Genomic DNA, 22814 nt, shown 5'->3' on the forward strand with positions numbered 1-22814 from the left:
CGCGGCAAGCTTTCTGGCTTGGCTCTGGGCATTACTCAGCGTCCTGCCCGCGTTCAGAAGGACTATTAACCGCCTTGGGTTGCGCGGATAATCGTAACGCGGTCGTTGGATTGCAGGGTGTAGCTGGCCCATTCCGGCTGGGCCACCACCGTATCGTTCACGGCCACGGCTAGGCCACGCTTGCCGGCTAGTTGCAGGTCGGTCATTACCTCCGCCACGGTGCGGATCTCCGCGGCCTCTTGCGGCGTATTGTTGACATAGTAGATCATTCAACCAAAAGTTAGTTGACAGAAAATCAGACTATAAACAATAGGCAGCGAGGCTCACAGCCACACCTGTGGCCGCAATGCACTCTGGTACTTTTCCCTTCGCAGGTATCAGCCTGATCAGGTTCAAAGGGTATCATCTCAGTCCTGGCTAGCAGGACACCCCTAAAGTTTACGACGCTAACATAGGCGGTCATTCGGCAACCGCCAAATAAATAATTCCGGCCTGGGAGGTCCTCTCCTACCCAGTGGCCTACAACGTTGCTACGGATGCAGCTCGCTTTATTAGACTTCTAGGCTACTTCTAGTAATATACCGAAGACGCAAAAAGCCCCGTCCTGCATGCAAGACGGGGCTTTTTGTATTGCTACTGGCCTAGCGACGACGGTCGTTGCGGTGAGCGGCTTCCCAACGGGCCCGCTCAGCACCAGTTACCCGGTGATTTTTAGCATACCCGTAGTTGAAGTCTCGGTCGTTGCGGTCGAATTCTCGGTCGTTACGGCCATAGTCCCGGTTATCGCGACGGTCGTCCCGACGATCATCGCGGTAGTCGTCGCGGCGAGCGGTGCGCTGGGCTGCTTCCCACCGGGCTTTCTCGGCGGGCGTTACGCGGTGATTCTTATCGTAGCCGTAGTTGCTGTTGCGGTCGGTGCCGTACTTGGGTTTGTTGTCGTGATTAGGAAATGCGGGAGCGGCGAAGGCTGAGGAAGCAGTGAAGATCAAGGCAACAGCGGAAAGCAAGGAAGTTTTCATGAGGAAGGAAATTGGAGAAGGTTAATGAGAATCGACCTCGTAAGAAGCAGACTGTGAAATAGGTTAAGCGCTTAGTGGTCTTATTGCAAGCCAAGAGCCAGCTTTCCCTTTTAGCTGGCCTAGGCCAGTTTTACTCTACCAACCCCGCATTTCTATCTGCTGCCTTACTCCTTTCCTCTACTTAGCCTAGTGTACTGCTCCTTCGTGGTCGTCTTACCCTGGCCTAGGCCACCAAAAAGGGCGGAGAAGCTACGGCCGCCAAACCTGCTTCCCCGCCCATGCTGCTTTGAGCAGCTATTATTGGCTTACAACAGGCCTACACCACTCCCAGCCAATTCCTCGCGCACTGAGTCAGACCAGATGCTTACTTGTACCTCCCCAATGTGCCCTTTGCGCAGCATGAACATGCACACCCTGCTCTGCCCGATGCCGCCACCGATGCTCTGGGGCAGCTCATCCTTCAGCAGGCGCGAGTGAAACGACAGCTCCTGCCGATCCTCACAGCCGCGCAGGGCCAGCTGGCGCACCAGGGCGTGCTTATCCACCCGAATACCCATTGAGGAAACCTCGAAAGAAGTTTGCAGCACTGGGTGCCAGAGCAGAATGTCGCCGTTCAGGCCGCGGTAGCCGGCAGCCGTTTCGGTACTCCAGTCGTCGTAGTCGGGGGCGCGGCCGTCGTGGGGTTCACCGTGGCTCAACTCGCCACCGATGCCCATCAGGAATACAGCGCCGTATTCTTTTACCGCCTCGTGCTCGCGCTCCTTGGGCGTGAGGGTGGGATATTGCTTAAGTAGGTCCTCAGCATGCAGGAACGTAATGCAGCCAGGCAGCACGGGCGTAATCTCTGGGTATTTCGTCGCAATGCGCGCCTCTGTGGTGCGCAGGGCCTCGTAAATGCGTTCTACCGTGGCCTGTAGAAACGCTACTGTGCGCTGCTCGGGCTGGATGTGCTTTTCCCAGTCCCACTGATCCACGTAGATGGAGTGGATGGGCGAGTAATCTTCATCGGGGCGCAGGGCGCGCATGTCGGTCAGCAGGCCCCGACCGGCTTCAATGCCGAGCTCCTGCAGGCGCACCCGCTTCCACTTGGCCAGGGAATGTACTACCACTGCGCGGCGCTCACCTAGCGCCTTAATCGGGAAGCCAACCGGGCGCTCAATGCCGTTCAGGTCGTCGTTGATACCGGTGCCATCCAGCACGGCAATCGGCGACGACACTTTACTGAGGTGCAATTGCGAAGCCAATTCCTTGGCAAACGTCTCCTTCACAAAGCTGATGGCTTCCTCGGTTTTTAATAATTCCTGCGCAGTCATGGCAATTATTGTTTATGGTTTTTGGAAAGGTTTTTATTTTCAAAAAGGCACACGAATTCCCTCCTCCCTGACGGGAGTTTTTTGAAATCCGATAAATTATTTGTGCTCGGGAAATCCTGTCTTGTTCTGTCTGCCAATAAGGCCAACCAAGGAAATAGGCACAAAAAAAGCCTTCCAACGTGTGGAAGGCTTTAAAAGAAAATCATTTACTGATTTTTCATTTCTCCAAAGGAGCAATAGCCTTCCAGACTCGAATATTATTATTCGAGTTATTATTCTGGAGATTATTGCGGAAGTGACGCATTATTGAGGTCTGGTTTTCGTCAGATGTATACAAGTATAAAAGACGTAAATTATTTATCCTAATTAACTCACGAATTAATTTTTCAACCGCAATACTTCCGTAGTTCATAACTGCCTTACTCAGCGTCTGGAGGCGTTTTATAGGATAGATGCCCCTAGCCGCTGCTGGGTAGGGCTAGGCCACCTCTTAGTCCTTCTATATAAAGTAGCCTGAGGTGGCCTAGTGCTAAAACCGGAGACCTACGCTATAGCCAACCCATCCCAGTACGCGCGTCCGGGAGCTTCCCTCATCGAGCCAGAGCTTGCGGCCACTGCTTAGGTTGGAGTACACGCGCTGCTCAGCGGTATCAAAGCGTTGTGTAACGAGGACGCTCACAGTAGGACCTCCCACGATGCGCAAGTGCCCGCCAGCCCGCAATGGGGCTATGCCTACTAGCAGGCGCAGCTGATTGTGCAGGTTGAGGTCGGGCGTCCAGCCTTGTTGCTCCTCATTTACATGGAGAGATACGGCATCCAGGTTAACGCTGATGCGGTGCCGGGCCAACACCTCGGTTCCTACGCCGTAGCCCAGGGCCCAGCGCCGCTGCCCGCTGCCAAACCCATCGTAGGCGCCCGCAAAGAACGTATAGAAGGCAGCCGAACCACCTAGTTTTAGGCTGGCCCCTACTGGCCACGTTTCGCTGTTGGTCACCTCAAACCGATGGTAGCCGTGGCGCACTAAATTGAACGGCGCAATGCTCACCCCATCTACCGAATCGGCTATGTTAACCAGCCCGGCCAGCTGTAGGCCATGCACCGTGCCGGCGGCGTTTAATAAACCTGCCACTTGGGTCCCATGCACTTCATGCAGAGACAGATTAAATAGCCCCGCCGCCTGCAGCGTTTTCGGCGACGCGGAAGTGGGTGCTGCCGCTTCGGTGGCTAGGCCAGTAACTGGGGCTTTGGCCGGACCCGCATAATTGAACAAGCCAGCCGTTTGCACTCCGGCTATGGGGCGGGTGGCAATATTGGAGAGCCCAGCTGCCTGCCAGCCTTTCCCCTCCCCACCTAGTACGTTCAGCAAGCCAGCTCCTTGAAAGCCATTCAAATGGCGGCCTACTACGTTGGCCAGCCCAGCTACCTGCACTCCCGAAACCGTATCTCGGTCTACGTTAATGAGGCCGGCTGCTTCAAAGCCTTCAACTCCGGTTGCATAGCCTCCCAGTACATTCAAGGAAAGCGTATTCACGGTCTGCCCGCTACGCAGACCATTCGAGCCCAACGGCCCAAAAAACGATACCTGCGCCTTTTTTGTGTACGTAGGCCTGTTATCAGCTGGGGCCTCAACTGCCGTAGCCACCGAGTCTTGGAGTTGCGCTGCCTTCACCGTGGCAGCCGAGTCAACCTGGGGCCCAGCGGCTGGCTTGCTTATAGGAGTGGCCGGGGGCGCATCGTTTGCGGCTGGCGCTTTTGGGTCTGTGGGCTTAGGGTGGGTTGTTGCAGTAGTTGGGGCGGCAGTTGGTTTTTGAGCAGTTGCCGGCTGCTTATTCTGCGAGGCCGCTGCCTTATTAGGCCTAGCCGTAGGAGTTGCGGGCTCATTGCCAGCGGCTCGATCGGTGGCGGCTTTGCTGATAGTAGGGACTCCTGTGGTAGGCTTGGGTGCAGAGCGGGGCTTGGCCGGCGCTGGGTGCAATACTATCTGGTCGCCCACTAGCTCATAGCCAATGTTTTTGTCGCGCAAAAGCTGATCAAGCACGGCCCGCAAAGGTTGGTTCTGCACGCTGAGCGTAACCGGCTGCCGCAGATTTAGGGCGGTATTGCTGTAGGAGATGCGCACGCCGTACTGTCGGTGCAGGGTGCGCAATACCGATTCGAGCGGGGCTTGATTGAAAGTTACGGTCACCTTGCGCTCCATTACGGAACCAGTGCGTACCTGAGCAAACGAGGGAGTGCCGGCGAGCGTGCAAAACACGCCAAGGGCCAGGCATATGCGGTTGCGCATAGCAAATCAGTAAGTAAAAGTCAGAGATGAGAAGAACTGGCTGCTACTGGCAGCCTGGTCCATCAAGCGTATAGCCATCGGCGGTCTGGCGCACCGACAGGTTGGTTGAGAGGCTAACTACGTGCAGCACCTGGGGCAATTTGGCCTGGTGGAAGGTGCCCGTAAAGCGGCACTGGGCTAAGCCAGGAGTGCTGAGGGCCACGGGCGTACCGTAGTAACGTGAGAGGGTTTGGGCCACTTGCCCAAGGGTCTGGTTGTCGAATACCAGCTCCTGCTGCTGCCACGCCCGGAAGTTGGGGTCGGTGATGGGCTTCTGCACGGCGGCCGTGGGGGTAAGCTGCCGGATTACGCCGCGTAAGCCGGGCGTCAGCACCACCGAGTCAGGGATGCCCAGCCGGTGGCGAGTGGGGCTAAAGGCCACGCGGCCCGTGACAACGGCCACCTCCACGGAGTCTTCGGAAGCGTAGGCGCGCACGTTAAAGGAAGTGCCCAACACCCGCGTGCGGGTATCATTCGCTACTACCGCAAAGGGACGGTCATGGTCTTTTTTCACCTCGAAGAAGGCCTCACCCTGCAGCTGCACCACCCGTTCTGCCTGGTTGAAGTCGGCGGCGTAGCTGAGCGTAGAGTTGCGGTTCACCCACACGTTACTCCCATCGGGCAGCGTGATCTGGCGGCGTTCGGCCCCAGCCGCTACGGTTATGTTTTGGCTCGTCAGGCGCTCAGAGTAGAAATTGCGAGCCACTGCCCACACGCCCACCAGCAGTAAAATGGCCGCCGCTGCCCGTAGCCAGGGCTGGGCCGAACTCCACATCGGCACCACCTTCCCTCCAGTTGGCGCTGGTGCTGCCGCAGGCGGAGCTACCGGAGCCGCTAGGCCAGTGGCCGCGCTAAACCGCTGCCAAGCTTGGTCAACATCGGCTTCCGTAAACTCATCCGGCAACGAGCCGCCACGCTCCCAGGCCCGGGTAGCATCCGTGAGCAGACGGAGGCGGTCGGGTTGGGCGACCAGCCACTGGTGCAGCTCCTGTTGTTCCGACGCAGATGCCTCCCCAGCCAAATGTTTGGCCAGTAACTCCCAGGGGGCTTCTGTATCGGAAGAGAGGTGGAGCATAGAATATTCGCCGCTGAAAGTAATGTGAAATTTGCATTTCACACGTACGGCCTGCTAAGGCGAGGCTCAGTACACAAGCAGCCGAGCGGTGACACTGCTTGCGTACGAACCTCTACGGCTGAATGGTAATGGTGGCAGACTGCACGGCCGTACCAGCAAAATACCCGACGGCTTTGGGGCCGCTGGCGTTGCGGTTTAGCACGTTGGTACGCACGTTAGATGGCGGTGAGGAGAACAGGCCTACATTGTTTATTTGCGTGAACATCTCGTTCAGAAAGTAATAGTAGTCCTGGGGCAAAGAAAGCGCCTCCACGCGCACCTTGTCTCCTACGCGGAAGGGCCGATCCGTCAGTTCCACATTGCTGATGTACTTGCCGTCATATAAAGCATCATCGCGGACGATTAGCTCATCAGGCTTGTTGCGTAGGGTGTCGTTCTGGTACAGCTTAAAGCGGTAGTAGTCGCCGACGCCGGGTAGTTCCGGGCCGTTGTACAGCACATAGTAGCCGTCCTTCCAACCAGCTTCCTTCACCTTATGCTGCTGCTCAAGGCGGTCGATGGGTGGCACGCGTTTAATCTCCGTCGCGGCCCGGTACTCCTCCCCTTCCGTGCGTACGGTCAGGAGGTAAGTGTTGCCAATTTTGCCGCGCAGGCGGTGGGTCTGATAGCGGCCGGGCTCCGTCTCGCGCAGGGTGTCGGCCGCGCCCTCATTATCAGTAATGATAACCTGAGCCCCGCGCACGGCAGGAGAAGGCTGATCGTTGAAGTAGCCGCTCGTGCGGGTCAGCAGGACAGTGTACGGGCCGGGCTGATCAGTAACTGTGCCTTCTACGGCCAGTTCAGACTCCGCCGTAGGCAGGTCAATCGGAATAACATCGGTACAGCTACTAAGCGCAGCGGTCAGCAGGAAGAAAACGAAGGATAATCGGAAGCAGACAAGCATGAGCAGCAGAGCCGTTAGAAGTTGAAGTTGTAGGAAACCGAGGGCAGCGCCGAGCCAAACACCGAGAGGCGCACGGCCTCTGTTTTGCGCGCATCGTCTTCGTTCTGCCGGAAATAAATGCCATAGGCATTGCGGCGGGCGTACACGTTATAGATGGAGAATACCCACTCCCCCTGCCAGCGCCGGTTGGGGTTAGGCCGGTTTTTGAGCGTGGCGCCTAGGTCGAGGCGATGGTAGGCCGGTATGCGGTAGTTGTTGCGGGCATCGCCGCTCACCACGGGCACCACCAACCCTTCGTACACGAAGCGCGCGTTCGGGAAGGTGGTTGTCACGCCGGTGCTGTAGCTAAAGTTGCTCGATACGGAAAGCCGTGGGCTCAGGGTATAGAGGCCTACCACCGAGAGGTTGTGGGTTTTATCGTACTTGTTGGGGTACCAACGGTCGGCATTGATGCCGTTAATCTGCCGCTCGGAGCGCGAGAGGGTGTAGCTCACCCAACCGGTCAGGGGCCCCTGGTTTTTCTTCACGAAGAACTCAGCGCCATAGGCCCGGCCACGGCCATAGAGCAGCTCTCCTTCCATGTTCTTATTCAGAAGCACATTGGCTCCGTTCACGTAGTCGATCTGGTTATCCATGGTTTTGCCGAACACCTCCACGGAGGCCTCGTAGGCCTCTCCTCCCAGGTTGCGGAAGTACCCCAAGGCTACCTGGTCGGCGCGCTCCGGCCGGATGTTGTTGGTGCTGGGCGTCCAAACATCCAGGGGTGAGGCGGCGGTGGTGTTAGATACCAGATGGATGTATTGCGCGGTACGGTTGTAGCTGGCCTTCAGGGAGCTGGTTTCGGTGAGGGTGTAGCGCACCGAGGCCCGGGGCTCCAAGTTAGCGTAGCGTTTCACTACCTCGCCGTTGCGGTAGGTGCGCGGGTTTACTGGTTCCAGATGCTGGCCTAGCGTGCCAGCATATTCCAGAATGGGCGTGCCGCTGCTCAGGAAATCAAACACCGACACCCGTAGGCCATACTGCGCCTGTAAGCGGGGCGAAATAGTCTGCTCATTTTCTAGGTAAGCTGCATATTCCCCGGCCTGCTGCTCGTCTACTTTCAGCCCTCCGAATATAGATTCCGCGCTCAGGGGCTTCACAGTGGCAGGCTCGAACTGGTAGCGCGTCCCGCTTGCTCCCGCCGACAGCGTATTTCGGTCATTGAGCAGGTAAGTGAAGTCGGCTTTGCCGGTATAGTTGCGAATTTTGGACGACCAGTTGAAAGCCTGTGTGCCGCTGGGTACGCCCAACTCGTAATCGTACTGGGCTACCACTCCCGAGAAGTTACCCAGCAGGCGAGGCGAAAACTCGTGGCGCCACCGGGCCGTGCCACCCATATTGCCCCAGTTATTTTTAAAGACGTTGGCGAAGTTAAACGCGTCGCGGCCCCGGTAGCCGGTTAGCTGGAGCTGGTCGCGGGCACTGATGCGGTGGTTAACTTTCAGGCTGAGGTCGTAGAAGTAGGCTTGGTTGTCGCGCTGCTCCGGCACCAGCTTGAGTAGCAGGTCGCCGTAGGAGCGCCGGCCCGCCACCACTACCGAAGTTCGGTCCTTAATAAGTGGTGCCTCCACTGCCAGCCGGCTCGATATCAACCCAATGCCCCCGTTTACCTTCACCTGCTCGGCCTGATGCCCGTCGCGCAGGCGCACATCCAGCAGCGACGAGAGCCGCCCGCCATACTGAGCCGGAATGCCGCCCTTGTAGAGCTTCATATCCTGCACCGCATCGGGGTTGAAAGCCGAAAACAGCCCAAACAGGTGCGAGACATTATACACGGGCATTTCATCCATGAGCACCAGATTCTGGTCGATGCCCCCGCCGCGCACATTGAACCCCGTAGCCCCCTCGCCTACCGTGGCCACACCGGGCAGCAACTGAATGCTGCGGACCACATCAACCTCACCCAGTAGAGCCGGCATGAGCTTCACAGTTTTCATGTCGAGCTGGTTCACACTCATCTCCGTCTTCTTCACGTGGTCTTCGGCGCGGCTACCGGTCACGAGCACTTCTTGTGTTTGCAGGTTTTGCGCAGCCAGTCGCGGAGACCGGGTGAGGTTGCTGGTCAGGTTGATTTGCTCATTGCGCGAAGCGTACCCTAATACTTGGTACGTAACGACGTGCTGGCCTAGAGGCAATGGGAGGCTATAGAACCCTTTCTCATCGGTGTTGACTCCGGTTCTCAACGCCCGCACAAACACGGAGGCCCCCACAAGCGGGGTGCCCGTGGTGGCGTCGAGCAGGTAGCCACTGAGCGTGGCGTTGCCCGCGGCCGGAGTGCCGGTGCCTACTGCTCCGCCCGTCTGGCTCAGGGCGGGTTGTGCGGCGAGTAGTAAGCTGGTGGCCAAGCTCAAGGACAAGGCTGATTTTATACGTGTTTTCATAGCCGTAGCCTTCCTGGCCAACTGCGGAAACCAGTTGGGAAAGCCTATGTCAGAAAGTGAGATAGAAGAGACTTACTTATCGGCAATGACTTTACCCGAGCCGGAAATGCGCGTATTCACCTTGGGTTCTCCGCGATAATACACCGACCCGCTGCCGCTGATATCGGCGCTGAGGGTACGAGAGGCCAGCACGTAGCTCCGCCCCGAGCCACTAATTGACACGTCGGTATCTTGGGTGTTCAACTCATAGGCTGCCAACCGCCCCGAGCCGCTAATGCTGATGCTGTGGCTCTGGGCCGCGCCGCTCAGCTTCACCTCCCCCGAGCCCGATATGTTGGTGCGTAGGCCAGTCACCTGCGCGAAGTCCAGCTCCGCATTACCCGAGCCCGACACTTTTACCTCAAAACTAGAAGCCGACCATGGGGAGCCACTGCGCACCTTACCCGAGCCCGATACCTGCACCTCCGAGAGCGAAGGCACCGTGATGTAGACTTTGATGGGGTCATGGTCGCGGACGTTCACGCGGCTATACTCAATCTGCAGCTCGTTGCCACTGATTTCCGTTTCTAGCACCTCCAGAATGTTGCGCTGGGCTTCTACCCGCACCTGTTGCTGCGGGCCCTGCGTCAGGATAACCTCGCCGTCAATTTTCATCTCCACCCGGTTGAAGCTGCTGAGGGTGCGCTCCTCTGTTTCGGTGGGGCCCGTGCCACGTACCCGAGGGCCCGTGATGCTGTTGTCGCAAGCAGTCAGCAGGAGCGCCGACGAGAGCATGAGGGAGAGCAAGTTTGTTTTCATAGCGGTAAGCAGATATGTGGTTAGGTTCTGCTTATAGGAGTCATAACCTGCCCCGTACCCCTACGCCGGCTCAAAAAAAAGTTGAAAATATTTCTAACACGATGATTATCAACCCTGCAAAAAGCCCTTTGAGGTGTTCTCGCATGAGCCGCAGAGCCTTGCCCATCTGGTTTTCTACGGTTTTGGGTGCCACGTCCAGGGTTTCGGCAATCTGTTGGTAGCTAAGCCCCTCCTGCCGGCTCAGCAAGAACACGGCCCGGCACTGCGGCGGCAGCGTAGCCAAGGCAGCAGCTATAGCATGCTCGGCATCCTGCCCATCTAGCTGCTCGGCAGTGGTATTGGCGCCCATATCAGGCACGCTGGCATCGTCCCAGGCCACTTGCCGCTGGTGGCGCTGCTGATAGCGCACGGCGGCGTTCAGAGCCGCGCTGTACAAATAGGCTTTGTAAGTGGTACTGATGACCAGCGTTTCGCGGTTGTTCCAAATGCGCATGAATACGTCTTGCAGCACGTCTTCTGCCACTGCCCGGTCCTGCACCACCCGGAATACCACATTGCCCAACGGCCGGTAAAACTGCCGAAAGAGCAATTCCATAAAGGCCTCCCCATTGGCGCGCTGCAGCTCCGCCAGCCGGGTTTCAAGCGCATCATGAGTAGCAACTTCGGACATAACCGCGGAGAACGGGTGGTATCTGGGGTGGCGCTAGGCCACTTTCGCCCTGCAAAGCTACAGTTCCCGCCATAATATAGCCGCTGCTTAGTATAGTCTTGTTCTTATACTACTTCATTTCTGTACAGCAGGTAGCTTACAACGGCCAAGCCCCAACGCGAAAGAATCGCGTTGGGGCTTGCAAAGTGGCCTAGGCGGCTGAGCGAAGTACGTTTTCCCCTACTTGGCCTTACTCGCCGTTCGTGAGGGAGTCACGTACATCTCGCACGGCCCCGGCCACGGCAGTAGGCACTACTACATCGGGTTGCAACAGGCGCAGCAGACGCTGGTATTTGGCCCGGCCTTCGGCCAGCATATGCGGGGGCACTTCAAACACAAATAACTCGAAGGGCTCTACCTTTTGCACTCCTACCAGTAGGAACCGGTCGGCGCGTAGCGCATCGGAGTAGAAGGCTGCCTGACGGTCGTAGTCGTAGCCGCTACACTGCGCCACGAAATGGCTGTAGTCGCGGGCTAGCGTGGTTTTAAAGTCAATTATAGTGTAGGGTTCTCCCGGCCGGTCAATAACCAAATCGGCACGGAGCTTACAGAGCGTACCGGTCGTAGGTTCAGTGAAGATGCAGCTTGGCTCAGGGGTTCCAACTTCTAATAAGTGGTTTACTTCCGCGTTGAGCTTCACGCCGTCTACCATCCACCAAATGAGGGTATCGTTGATGCCGGGCAAGCCAGGTTCGTACAGCTCAGGCTCCAGTAGAGCCGTATGAAACGCCGTACCCAGGCCTAGCGCCCCAGAGTTAGACGTAACAGGACGTGGCGGACGCCCATATAAAGCATCACGCAGCCGAGACAAATCGGAATTGGCTATGGCAGGCAGAGCCCGGTAATCGTCGTATGGGATGCGCAGCAGATCGGGCCGCGGAGTGGCAGTAGCAGTGGAATCAATCACGAAACTAGAACAGCAGAGCCCACAAAAAGGCTCCGAAAAACAAGAAAGGCAGGCTTTGAATCAGGAGTATACGGATTTTCTTGGTAAGCACCGCCGCACGGGCACCACCTGTGCTACCTCATAGCCCCAGGATATGGCCTAGCGCATGCTCAAGCAGATGATTTAAAGTCCGTATCCGCTATGCCAATCAACTATTGCTATAACCGCTTGCCTCCAAAAGCATGAGGTGCTTTCCGCACTTTGCTAGGCCACTCCCCACCCGCAGCACATGCATCAGTTTTTGAACAAACGAAAGCCCCCACTCCGTAACTCCGATAAACTATCGAAGCATGGAGTGGGGGCTTACACTGTAGCTCTACCGAGCTGAGGAGTTACTTAGCTACTACAATGCGCTGGTTGAGAACTTCTGTTTCGGTAGTCAGACGCAGAATGTAGGTGCCAGTGGGCAAACTAGAAGCTTTAAGAAGTGCCTGACGGCTTACACCAGCTTCCATTGTTCCGGCGTATACCTGCTGCAAACGACGGCCCTGCATATCAAAGATTTCGACGGTTGCATTACCTGCCTTGGCCAACGTAAACTCGATAACGCTTTCGTAGGTGACGGGCATTGGGAAAGCTACGAGCTCCGTTTTAGCGGCACCCATGCTTACCTTCTGCTCTGGCATACCAGACAGGGTAGCATTCGAAGAGCTGCTGGCAGTCAGGTTAGCCCCTGGGATGAAGGGCGACAGGTAGCGACCAGGGATTGGACCTTCCATGGCACCGCTGGGCAGTTGCCAGGCAACTGATACGTAGTCGTCGCCAACCTGCTCCTTGTGCAGAGCTTCCACATAGTACCGGCGGCCAGCTACTAAAGCTACCGGAGCCGATTGCTGCGAAGCATACTTATTCCATACTCTCCAGCCCGTGCTGCTGCTTGAGAAGGCAATACGCTTCTTATTAGCAGGGTTATCATCGGAGCTGATGTAGAGTTCTGTAGCTTCATCACCGGCAATCCAGAAGATGTAGTTACCCGTCTGCGGAGCGCAGATGTAGCCACGAATACGGGCACCGTAGTTGTTTCCAATATTACGGTCGCTCTCGAAGATAGTGAGCTGACTGGTGCTCGATGGCGTGTTCTGGACGGGGATATTGCTGATGTTCTTGCCATTCACGTTGTTCCACTGCTCACGCAGAATAGTGCCGGTAGCAGAGCAAACTGTCGGAACAGGCGTAGGGGTTGGTGTCGGCGTGGGAGTCGGCTCAGGCGTGGGGGTAGGCGTTGGTGTAGGAGTTGGGGTTGGCGCGGTGGTGCCAGCAACTACTACGAACATCGGCGTTTCCGTTACCTGCAACGTCAGCTGGCCGTTCTGCAGCGTCACGCGCTGTGGCGTCATCGACTGGGCACCGCTGGTTGGGCGGTATACATCGGCGTAGGTAGCTGTTCCTAGATTCAGGGTGTACTGCGCCGTGCGGCCTTTTTCGTCTGGTACTACCAGCGCATAGGCAGAGTTGCCATTTAACTCGTAGCGGTCTACAATAGGGTCAGCATTCAGCGTCTGTTTGAACACGTACTCCCCCAACAATTGATTGGTCTGGTTGAGGTACTGCGTAGCCAGGCGTGGAGTACGGTCAGCGTTAGTCAAACCCATAGTGGCAAACTGCTGTGAGCTACCGGGGTTATCATCATAGAGCTGATAGAAGAAGTTACGCTCAATTCCTAAGCGAGCATACATCAGAGAAGTACGCAGGATCCAGTCGGCCTGAGTTTCTACAATGGAGCGGTTACCGACAGCAATGGCTTTGAGGGGGCTACCCTGGTTCGTGTCGAAACCAGTTTCAGTTACCCAAACCGGCATGCTGCCAGCATAGTCTCGGGCCATTTGCATGAAGCTCTGCCCGATAATGGCAGCACCCGAAATTTCAGGAGCTTGACCGCGCGTTGAGGTTCCCGTCTGGGAGCAATTATCGTTGTTAGAGTACACGTGATAGTTAATCACGTCCCAGCAGAGGTTCACGCTACCATCGGCCTTATAGCCGCGGTTTTGCTTACACCACTCAATCATGCCCTTTACATAGTTGGGATCTGGAGCAGCTAGGCCTGCCATTACCACTTGCATGTTGGGGTCAGCATTTTTTACGCCTACGCCGGGGCCCATAGTGTTCTTGTGGCCATCGTAGTAAGCGGAGAGGTTTGCTGCATATTGAGCGGGGCTCTGGTAAGCCTTTGCACCTTTCCACCACTTGTCGCGCTCGTTGTCGCACTCCATGTACTGAATCAGGTTCAGGCCAATTTTCACCTGGTTAACACCATCTCCCGTCCAACGGGGCGTGCTGTTTACGCTGAGCAGGCTGGGATTCACGTTAGGGTTGCTGCCATAGCGGGCGGCAAACTGGAAGGCCAATTTAGCTTGCTCTATATAAGAGGTAGGCTTTCCGAAGTCATTGCCATACCGAACGGGCACGTTCTCGCTGTCACGCTCTGACTCCGGCCAGGAGGCCAGCATCCAGCTAGGAACGGTCTTGATGCAGGCCAGTACTTCCACCCCTTCGGCCTTAAGACGGGCGTACATTTCATCGTAGCCCCAGCCACCGTTATAGCTTGGGTTGAAGGTATAGCTACCTTCCTTCGCCTCCAAACGCTCCCAATCAAGATAGTGACGGATGCCGCTGAACTTCTTTATAGCAGGTAAACGAAGAGGATCAACCTCCCACGGGCGGTTAGGATCTTCTACATCCCATTCAAAGGCATTTACTGCAAACTGCTGCTTAAGCTTACGCTCACGGGCAATGCCATTAGTTTGAGTAGGAACTGGTATTACTGTAGGCACTGGCTGCACTGTAATGGGCTGCGCCACATTGGTTGCAGCCGTAAACGAGCCACTAGCGGCCTGTGATGCCGTGATAGTAGCAGTACCAATAGCTACTAGGCTTGCCATCCACTGCCCCGAGCTGTTCGAGACGGATACCACCCCTGGATTAGAAGAGGTGAATGTAATTGGCGAGTTGGTATTGTTGCTGGTGGCCGTAAGAGCAAAAGGTGCAGCACCAATGATTTTCGTACCTAAAGCACCAAAGTTGATAACGGACTGTACCGAGACTGGGTTAGTGTAAGTTGGTGCAATAGTAGATGCTACGCCATACACCTGAACTTTCTGCGGAATGTTATTTCCAATCTTGTGAATGATGATAGCATCGGCTGGCACTGCGGGACTAACCGACATGTCTACCCATTGCAAATACTGCTCACCCGTAAATTTCCCCAACAAAACTTTTTGGGTTCCGTATAGAGCATATACAGTAGCTGGATTGTCCGTAAAAACGCCCTGATGATCATACAAACGAATTTGAGTAACGTTCGTTTGCTGGGTTAGCTTTAGTGTTACATCAATGTACTGGGAGTTGATGGGCATCCATACTTCCTGTACCAAACTACTCAAGTCGTCATTCAACCAAGGTGAATAGTCTTGACCTGTGAAAACACTAGGGCTAATGGAGGTAACTGCGACGCGAGAAGCTGTTTGCTGACCATAAGCAGTAACAGCCCAAAAGAAACTTACCAGCGAGGTAAGCAAAGAAATTGGCTTGAAAGAGTTTGCCATTAGTTAATGGTTAGGTGTTTGGACACGGAGGCGCAGCAGCTCCAGCTTGTGGGGTTGCGGATCGCTGATCCGAGCGTAGGTTGTGTAGGTTGTGGTAGCTGGATGCCACCGAAAAAGTACAATGCCCTTCAAGTCAACACCTTGCATGCTAAATAGAGCAGCAAGACTTAAATCAGCAGCCAGCAACTTGGCTTTTTACAATCCCGGTTAACCCCCCTGTTAATCAGACAGCTTAATTTTTTGGCTGTTTACCGAGTCGTGCACTCGGCCGTCATTCTCATTCCCTCCCTTTTCTCTGCCTCTAATGAGGCGATAAATGTCCTTTTGCGCATTAAGGACATTCATCTTGAAGCGCAGTAATCTGATTTTTGAGGGATGCTTGCCTGTTAAAGCAAGTAGCGGTAAGCCTTTACTGCTACTCCCTGCTTGTTTTAATGAAACAACGCAAAATTTGCATTATTTCACTATTACTAAGTTCATAGTATTTTACTGTCTATTGAACTTTTATTGCAGACTGGTCTCTGCACAAAGATATATAAAAGTACTAACCCAAGTACCCGTGCTTTGAAAAATATTTAATATTTCTGTCTAACAGCCATTTAAAGCATATACAGGCCCTAAATGCAACCTTTTTCTATCACTTTTCCGCAAGAGCTCATACCCTCACAATATGATTTTATTCATAATGTCTATACTTATTATTTTTCATTGATATTGAATTTATAATATAGCATTCAAGCAGCAAACTCATTTTATTGTGTACTACTGATATATTCTTACTTCGTACACGAGCAATAAAGCTGAACAGTATGAATGAGAGATGCCAGTAAATCAATATTCATGTACCTACTTATAATAATTCGTCTTCGTACACCAATAGAAACTGTAAAGCAGTATATTAACTTCTCTAGGCACAGCAGTACCTATCTTGTATTGACAGCTAATTCCCAATACGCAAATGGCCTAGTACCGAAAATATCCAAATACCTATTTTGATACTTAGACTTCGATATAGAGTACATTAGGCCACAATATCTTCTATAATTATAATTTCCTCTCTGCTCGTATAGTTACCCCTTAAAAGTCAGGTTAAGAGCAGTCATACCCCAGATTTATGATCCATCCTAGATAACCTACGTTGCTACAGACAATGCAGGGCTTAAGCATATTGTACAGGTTAGGTAGTCGAGGGCATAAAAAAAGCTACGGGCAATCCGTAGCTTTTCTCTTCATTTAAACAAGCGAATACTAAGCCATAACGCGCTATCCGTTTGAGGCAAAGCCAGGGTAGAGCGTCATGCCTCCATCAGCAAAAAGAGTAACACCCGTAACGTAGTCCGACTCATCAGAGGCCAGCCATACTGCAGCTTTACCTATATCGGAGGGTTCACCAATTCGGCCGTATGGTATTAGGGTTAGTAGTTTTTCGGCGGCTTCGGGCGTATCCCAGGCTTCTTTGTTGATAGGAGTCTTGATAGCGCCGGGCCCAATACTGTTAACCCGGATTTTGTGTGGGGCGAGTTCTTGGGCAACGCTTTTCATCAATAGCATAATCCCCCCTTTACTGGTAGCATAGTTTACATGACCGGCCCATGGAATCACCTCATGCACTGAACTCATGCAGATAATTTTTCCCGTAGCGGCCGAAACTTCGGGCTGTGGCCCGCGGCGAATAAATTCTCGGGCGGCCTCGCGGGCGCACAAGAACTGCCCCGTTAGATTTACGGCTATTACTTTCTCCCATTGCTCAAGCGTCATATCGAGGAATGGGGCATCTTCCTGAATACCGGAATTATTTACCAAGATGTGAAGCGTACCAAACTCCTCTCTAATCTGGGCGAACATGCTTTGCACATCAGCTTCTTGGCTCACATCACATTTAATAGCGACAGCCTTACCACCAGCTTTTTCAATAGAAGTTACTACCTCTTCAGCCCCCTCGGGGCTATGGGAATAGTTTACGACTACGGTAGCCCCTTCAGCCGCCAAAGCGAGACTAACTCCAGCCCCGATTCCGGAACTTCCGCCCGTTACGAGGGCAATTTGATTGCGAAGACGTTGGGTTGATGCAGATGTAGACATAGCTCAGAGCAACTTTAATGGTTGCTCTATAGACTACCATACGCGCTTCTGGGTTACAAAAAAGTAAGCCGGAAGGCCTAGCATGCTGGGCTAGTGGCCTAGCTAACCTATGCAATCACCCTTTGCTATGCATTGCTTCACAACTTGCGAAATCCTACTAAGCCTGACATCAACTGACTCGGATCAGTAAATAAAAAAGCCTTGTTTGCTACTTGCAAACAAGGCTTTTGAAGTGATTCCGCTGGGATTCGAACCCAGGACCCATACATTAAAAGTGTATTGCTCTACCAGCTGAGCTACAGAATCGTTTCCCTTTGTTCGGTGGTGTTCTCCGTGGAAGGGATGGCAAAAGTAGAAGGTCAATTCGGCTTGTGCAAGTCTTGCTTTGCATTAAATGATCTGAGTGGGGCCATTAACTGCCTATTCCAGCTCCTAAAAAGCTCAAAAACAGAAGGTAGAGCAGAGTAAAAAAATGGAAAAATATTTTCTCGCTTATACTATTTCCTCCCAATCGGTAAGTCAACGAGGCGGTATAGCTTCCATCGTGCCCAAACCTACGCCTGCACCCAGCTGCTCAGATATCGGCTAAATGCGGCGCAACCACGCGGCTGCTTCCTGCTCGTCGCCGAAGATATGATAGACCAAGATGCCTTCCCGCGTCTCGTTCATCACTAGCTTCATTGATAGACGAGCAAATACGTCTTCGGGCAGTAGAACAGCTGCCAGTAGTTCGTGGCTTACTGCTTGGGGTCCCGTTAACCATGTATCCCGGATCCATAGCCGCTCCTCTTGCGTGAATTGCGACATCTGCCGTTGATCGGTCAACATCTTGTACCAGCCCCGGCGGCGCAGTAGCTGGGCCAGATGCGTAAGAAAGGCTTGCAAGTCGGGGAAGGCTCGCTTACCCGACTTGTACTGTACGAACGCATAGCTGTCCGCCTGTTCGTACAACTTTCCTACTGCATTCTCAAAATACAGTGAACTGGCTAGAAAAGGCATGTAAACAAAGCTAAAATCGGGGGCTAGCGCCAATGATTTATGCTAGACCAACAAACGAAGTTAACCACTCCCCTACCCTGCGACAAGCCGAACAGCAGCACTTTTAGCTATATGTACATGCACAATACATAAGAAACAGGGCTTGCAAAGCGTTGCTAAACGCCTATTCCTAGGTTAATGCAGGAGCCAATAAGTTCATAGGTGCGTGCTCACGGATGCTGCGCAGCCAACATATTGGCAAATAAAAAAAGCCCCTGACGGTTGTCAGAGGCTTTTGAAGTGATTCCGCTGGGATTCGAACCCAGGACCCATACATTAAAAGTGTATTGCTCTACCAGCTGAGCTACAGAATCGTTTTCTTTGCAACGGCGAACGTTTTTCGCTGATTGTGGCACAAAAGTAGTGGGCTACTCTATATACTCCAAACGTTTTGCAAAAAACACGCGCTATTTTTTTCTGCTTTTTTGCCCTGCTTTGCGGGTTTTGCATTCAAGCTTCTCAGGCCCAACCGGTTAATCAGGCTTTAAAAACAGCAGATTCTTTGTTCGAGGCAGGGCAAGTTGCTCCAGCCTACAGGCAGTATCGCTTAATTCGGGAACACCAGGAGCAACAATCGGCGCGGCAACTGCTCCGTATGGCTTACGTGCAGGAGGGCTTAGGCCACTATCCAGCGGCTTTATATTATCTGAGCGTAGCACAAGCTGGATCGCCCCGGCATGCTAATTGGCGCAAAATGGTGGCGCTGGCTCAAGCTAATCGCCTAACTGGCTACCCGGATACATGGCGTCAAAGCTTGGCCATTACTTTTCAGCGTTACTACAACCGGCTGCTCCAAGCGTTACTGGCCGTGGCAGTAGTGATTGGTACCTTGTTGCTGGTACGCCGGAAAACAGCTGGCAAGGTATGGTGGACCATGTATGGGGTGTATCTGTTAGGCGTTACTGTTTTTCTTAATTTATTGGCTCCCGCCCGAATAGGCCTAGTGGCACGTCCGCACGCGGCCCTAATGGCAGGCCCCTCAGCCGGCGCTGCTTGGCTAACCACAGCCGCCGCTGGCGACCGGTTTGAGGTGCAGAGCCAACAGGATATCTGGTACCGAGTTAAGTGGCAAGGCCAGGACGCCTATATCCGGCGCCCCGATTTGCTGCTGGTTCAGTAATGACCACCGATAACCAGAAAAGTCCCACAAGTGAGGCCTAGGCTTCTCTTGTGGGACTTTTCTGTGCTTACCTCTACCTACAGTGGCCTAGGCCTGCTTCGTTCGAGCTAGGTACATTTACACATTAAAGTCAGGCTCTTCCTTGCGAAAATGGTTCAGCACAAGCTTATCGGTGAGGCCTGGCAGCCATTTATTCAGAAACACAGTCAGCTTGCCCTGGCCGGTGAGAACCAAGTCGCGGCGGCGGTGCCGCACTGCATCTACCAGGTAGCCGGCTACTTCTTCGCTGCTCATCATCTTCTGCTCATCGCGAGGCGACTCGCCCTGCTGGGAGCCATCGGCAGCTAGTGCGGTGTTGCGAATATTAGATGCCGTGAAGCCTGGGCAAGCTAGTAGCACGTGTACCCCCTGCGGGAGGAGTTCCGTCCGAAGTGCTTCCAGAAAGCCATGCATGGCAAATTTAGAAGCCGAATACCCTGTACGTCCTGGCAAGCCCCGGTAGCCGGCAATGCTGCTAATACCTACAACGGATCCTTTCAGTTTGGTAATGTGCGGCAGGGCAAACTTCGTGGTGTACACAGTACCGAAGAAGTTAGTCTGCATCAGGCGCTCAATTACCGCCAAGTCGGCATCCCGAAAGAGAGCCCGCATGCTGATACCGGCGTTGTTAATGAGTACATCTAAGCGCCCAAAAGCGGCCACGGTCTCCTCAACGGCGCGTTGTGCCTCTTCCTGCACGCCTACATCGGCACGTACCGTGCGGTGGCTGATATTTAAGCGAGCTAGTTCCTGAGCGGTGTCCTGCAGGCGGGCTTCGTCGCGGCCGGTTACAACTACGTGGGCACCCGCTTGGCCAAATGCCAGGGCTGTGGCCCGGCCAATGCCGGAGGTACCGCCCGTGATAAGTACTACTTTATCTTTCATGAGGGGAAGGAGAGCTGGACTACACTGCCAGCCGGAGAAGATGCAAAACTACAGCAAATATTTGCAGCAGACTTGGGGCTTACGTCTCGTTTACGCCTGCATCTTGCGGACGAAAACAACTGAGCTATACCCTCTAACTACCGACTCAGAGTATTGTATTTTGCGCGTCGTTGTTCCTACATTTAAGTTCTCCTATTTCGCAGCTCTATCGACTTTCTATGACCCAACTTTTACGTGCTCCCTGGGGCATATTAAGCCGCTGGCTACCCCTCTTCTTTCTCTTTGTTGGCCTGACTTCAACCAGTGCATTGGCTCAGTGCCCACCGGCAGCCAGCGCCTGTACCCCAGGCTCGGCCCCTGCTACTAACGCTGCTTTTGTCATGGGCATTTTCAACGTTACGCTGGCAGGCATTAATAACACCACATTGGGTAATGTGGAAGGCTACAAGGACTATTCCTGCACCTATACTGCGGCGCTGTTAGTAGGTACTGATGTTCCGATCAGTATTAAAACCAATACCAATGCCGATGAGAATGTGCGCGTGTGGATTGACCTTAATAACGATGGGACCTTCAACACCACTACGGAGCTAGTTTTCAGCTCTAATGCTTCACGCACGCATGCGGGTACTATCCGGCTTCCGCTCACTACTGTCACAGGAGTACGCCTGCGCCTACGCGTAGCGGCCGACTATACCAACTCCCCTATTCCTACGCCTTGTTCGACCCCTCTATATTCACAGACGGAGGACTACTCTGTGCTGCCCAGTGTGAGCACAGTTGCTCCGGTTGCTGAATTTGTAGCGGCCCCTATCCAGACCTGCTCCGGCACGGTACAATTCACCGATCAAAGCCAGAATGCACCAACCACTTGGCTTTGGAACTTTGGCGACGGCGCTACCAGCACCCTACAGAATCCTAGCCACCAGTACACCACTGGCGGCACGTACACGGTAGCTCTAACGGCTACTAATGGTAACGGCAGCAACACCCGGACCCGCACCAATTACATCACCTTCGACAGCGCGGTGCCAGTGGCTGCAGCCTGCACCCCACAAACCCAAGCCTACTGCTGCAATTACGGCATTACCCAATTTACGCTAGGCCCTCTCACCAAGACTTCAGCCAATGGGCAAGCTGGCTATGAAGATTTCACTTGCGCTAGCAAAGCTACACTCACGGTAGGCAACCGCTACCCCATTAGCATCACCACGAACCCAACTTCGGCTCAAGATACCCGGGTATGGCTAGACTTGAACAATGATGGGACGTTTACGGCGTCGGAGCTGATTTACCAGGCGTTGAACACGATCAACCCTAGCGGTACCCTCTTGGTCCCTAGCTCCACGGCTCTAAACCAGCCCCTGCGGCTGCGGGTAGTTTCTGATTATGTAGGCTCGCCGTTTACGGCTTGTGGAGGCGTGCAGTACGGCCAAGCCGAAGACTACACTATCACGCTGCAGGCCAATAGTAGTGCCCCAGCCACCGACTTTACTTCAAACTTTGTGGCTGGCAGCTGCCAAACTACGGTGCAGTTCACTGATCAAAGCCAAAATGTACCTACCCAATGGCTTTGGAACTTCGGTGATGGTACTACCAGCACCCTACAGAATCCTAGCCACCAGTACACCGCAGCGGGTAGCTATGCGATATCGCTGACGGCAACTAACGCCATAGGGGCCCAAACGAAAACCGTAGCCGACTATGTGCTTGTGGTATTGCCCTGCTTTCAATACTGCACTTCCACGGGGCAAAACCAGAACTTCTGGATTACTAACGTGACGCTGAGCGCCTCAAACAATACCCTGTTCAGCAATACCTCTGGGGCTGATGCTAATGGGTATGGCAACTATGTAAACCAGCGGGTGCCGTTAAAGCTGGGGCAGACATTCACCCTCAGTGTGTCGAGCAACAGCACTTCGCAGCGGTATACCTCCGTCTGGATTGATTGGAACCGGGATGGCGCTTTCTCAACGGGTGAACTAGTGGCTTCTACCATAGGAAACAACCCCTCTTCCATCACCTTTCCAGTGCCTAATCAAGCCACGCTGGTTGGCTTCACCCGCATGCGCGTGATGGCCCGGCTGAACGCCAACCAGACGAGTGCCTGCCAGCTGAACCAGGTCAATGCCGAAACTGAAGATTACACTGTAGCTATCACGGCGCCCGTGACGGCAGCAGCCACTGCTAAAGAGCTGACTGGCCTAGAAGTGTTTCCAAACCCAGTGAGTGCTGATCAAGCTCATGTGCGCTTGCTGGATGCAACAGCCGCTGGGCGCTATACCGTGCACATTGAAAACTTAGTGGGCATGCGGGTACTGGACACGACCCTGCGGCTGCAACCCGCACAAGATGCTGACCTTGATGTGCGTAGCCTCCCAACCGGCCTCTATATCCTACGCTTGCAGGGCCCGAATGGGCACACTGCAGTGCGCCGTCTGGTTCGCAACTAGTTAGCTAAGCCTCCTTAATACCTCGTGGCTCCCACCTCCGGTTAGAACCTACTGGCCTAGAGGAGCCTACTCTTCATTATGTTTTCCTTTTTCTATGCGAACAGCTTTA

16 protein-coding genes, 2 tRNA genes and 1 riboswitch are annotated in these 22814 nt (G+C 54.0%); of the genes, 2 read left to right on the forward strand and 16 right to left on the reverse strand.

What is annotated here, in order from left to right; all coding sequences use genetic code 11:
• Positions 1-65: 65 nt before the first annotated feature.
• From thiS to EU557_RS15855, 15 genes are all read right to left on the reverse strand, one after another.
• Positions 66-269, reverse strand: coding sequence for a sulfur carrier protein ThiS (gene thiS / locus EU557_RS15785; protein ID WP_135531424.1), 204 nt, complete (start codon positions 267-269; stop codon positions 66-68).
• 77 nt (positions 270-346) lie between these two features.
• Positions 347-443: riboswitch (TPP riboswitch) on the reverse strand.
• A 198-nt stretch (positions 444-641) separates the two neighbouring features.
• Complete coding sequence (locus EU557_RS15790; RefSeq protein WP_135531425.1) at positions 642-1019, reverse strand: hypothetical protein; 378 nt, start codon at positions 1017-1019, stop codon at positions 642-644.
• Between the two features lie 305 nt (positions 1020-1324).
• Positions 1325-2332 (reverse strand): aspartate--ammonia ligase, encoded by a 1008-nt coding sequence (gene asnA, locus EU557_RS15795; protein WP_135531426.1) that lies wholly within the window; start codon positions 2330-2332, stop codon positions 1325-1327.
• A gap of 529 nt (positions 2333-2861) precedes the next feature.
• Entirely contained in the window at positions 2862-4616 is a 1755-nt protein-coding gene (locus EU557_RS15800) for a DUF4974 domain-containing protein (protein ID WP_135531427.1), read from the reverse strand.
• 43 nt (positions 4617-4659) lie between these two features.
• Complete coding sequence (locus EU557_RS15805; protein WP_135531428.1) at positions 4660-5730, reverse strand: FecR family protein; 1071 nt, start codon at positions 5728-5730, stop codon at positions 4660-4662.
• A gap of 112 nt (positions 5731-5842) precedes the next feature.
• Entirely contained in the window at positions 5843-6673 is an 831-nt protein-coding gene (locus EU557_RS15810) for a DUF4249 domain-containing protein (RefSeq protein ID WP_135531429.1), read from the reverse strand.
• Positions 6674-6687: 14 nt separating this feature from the next.
• Positions 6688-9093: a TonB-dependent receptor gene (locus EU557_RS15815; RefSeq protein WP_135531430.1), complete on the reverse strand. Its 2406-nt coding sequence runs from the start codon at positions 9091-9093 to the stop codon at positions 6688-6690.
• Between the two features lie 72 nt (positions 9094-9165).
• The gene (locus EU557_RS15820) at positions 9166-9891 is read right to left on the reverse strand and encodes a head GIN domain-containing protein (RefSeq protein ID WP_135531431.1); all 726 of its coding nucleotides are present in this window, start codon (positions 9889-9891) and stop codon (positions 9166-9168) included.
• A gap of 70 nt (positions 9892-9961) precedes the next feature.
• Positions 9962-10561, reverse strand: a complete 600-nt coding sequence (locus EU557_RS15825; RefSeq protein WP_135531432.1) for an RNA polymerase sigma-70 factor — start codon at positions 10559-10561, stop codon at positions 9962-9964.
• Positions 10562-10790: 229 nt separating this feature from the next.
• On the reverse strand, positions 10791-11507 hold the full coding sequence (locus tag EU557_RS15830) for a PD-(D/E)XK nuclease-like domain-containing protein (RefSeq protein ID WP_135531433.1): 717 nt from the start codon (positions 11505-11507) through the stop codon (positions 10791-10793).
• A gap of 371 nt (positions 11508-11878) precedes the next feature.
• The gene (locus EU557_RS15835) at positions 11879-15088 is read right to left on the reverse strand and encodes a T9SS type A sorting domain-containing protein (protein ID WP_135531434.1); all 3210 of its coding nucleotides are present in this window, start codon (positions 15086-15088) and stop codon (positions 11879-11881) included.
• Between the two features lie 1263 nt (positions 15089-16351).
• Entirely contained in the window at positions 16352-17170 is an 819-nt protein-coding gene (locus EU557_RS15840; RefSeq protein ID WP_135531435.1) for an SDR family oxidoreductase, read from the reverse strand.
• 233 nt (positions 17171-17403) lie between these two features.
• Positions 17404-17476, reverse strand: a tRNA-Lys gene (locus tag EU557_RS15845).
• 279 nt (positions 17477-17755) lie between these two features.
• Complete coding sequence (locus EU557_RS15850; protein ID WP_167855235.1) at positions 17756-18169, reverse strand: hypothetical protein; 414 nt, start codon at positions 18167-18169, stop codon at positions 17756-17758.
• Between the two features lie 280 nt (positions 18170-18449).
• Positions 18450-18522 (reverse strand) — tRNA-Lys (locus EU557_RS15855).
• Between the two features lie 281 nt (positions 18523-18803).
• Here EU557_RS15855 and EU557_RS15860 point away from each other — a divergent pair.
• Positions 18804-19328, forward strand: a complete 525-nt coding sequence (locus EU557_RS15860) for an SH3 domain-containing protein (RefSeq protein WP_135531437.1) — start codon at positions 18804-18806, stop codon at positions 19326-19328.
• A gap of 117 nt (positions 19329-19445) precedes the next feature.
• On the opposite strand, the gene EU557_RS15865 is transcribed toward EU557_RS15860, so the two are convergent.
• Positions 19446-20252, reverse strand: a complete 807-nt coding sequence (locus EU557_RS15865) for an SDR family oxidoreductase (RefSeq protein WP_135531438.1) — start codon at positions 20250-20252, stop codon at positions 19446-19448.
• Positions 20253-20632: 380 nt separating this feature from the next.
• Here EU557_RS15865 and EU557_RS15870 point away from each other — a divergent pair, with 380 nt between their 5' ends.
• Positions 20633-22705 (forward strand): GEVED domain-containing protein, encoded by a 2073-nt coding sequence (locus tag EU557_RS15870; RefSeq protein WP_167855236.1) that lies wholly within the window; start codon positions 20633-20635, stop codon positions 22703-22705.
• The last annotated feature ends 109 nt before the right edge of the window (positions 22706-22814 follow it).

Source organism: Hymenobacter wooponensis (genome assembly GCF_004745865.1).
Lineage (GTDB): Bacteria > Bacteroidota > Bacteroidia > Cytophagales > Hymenobacteraceae > Hymenobacter > Hymenobacter wooponensis.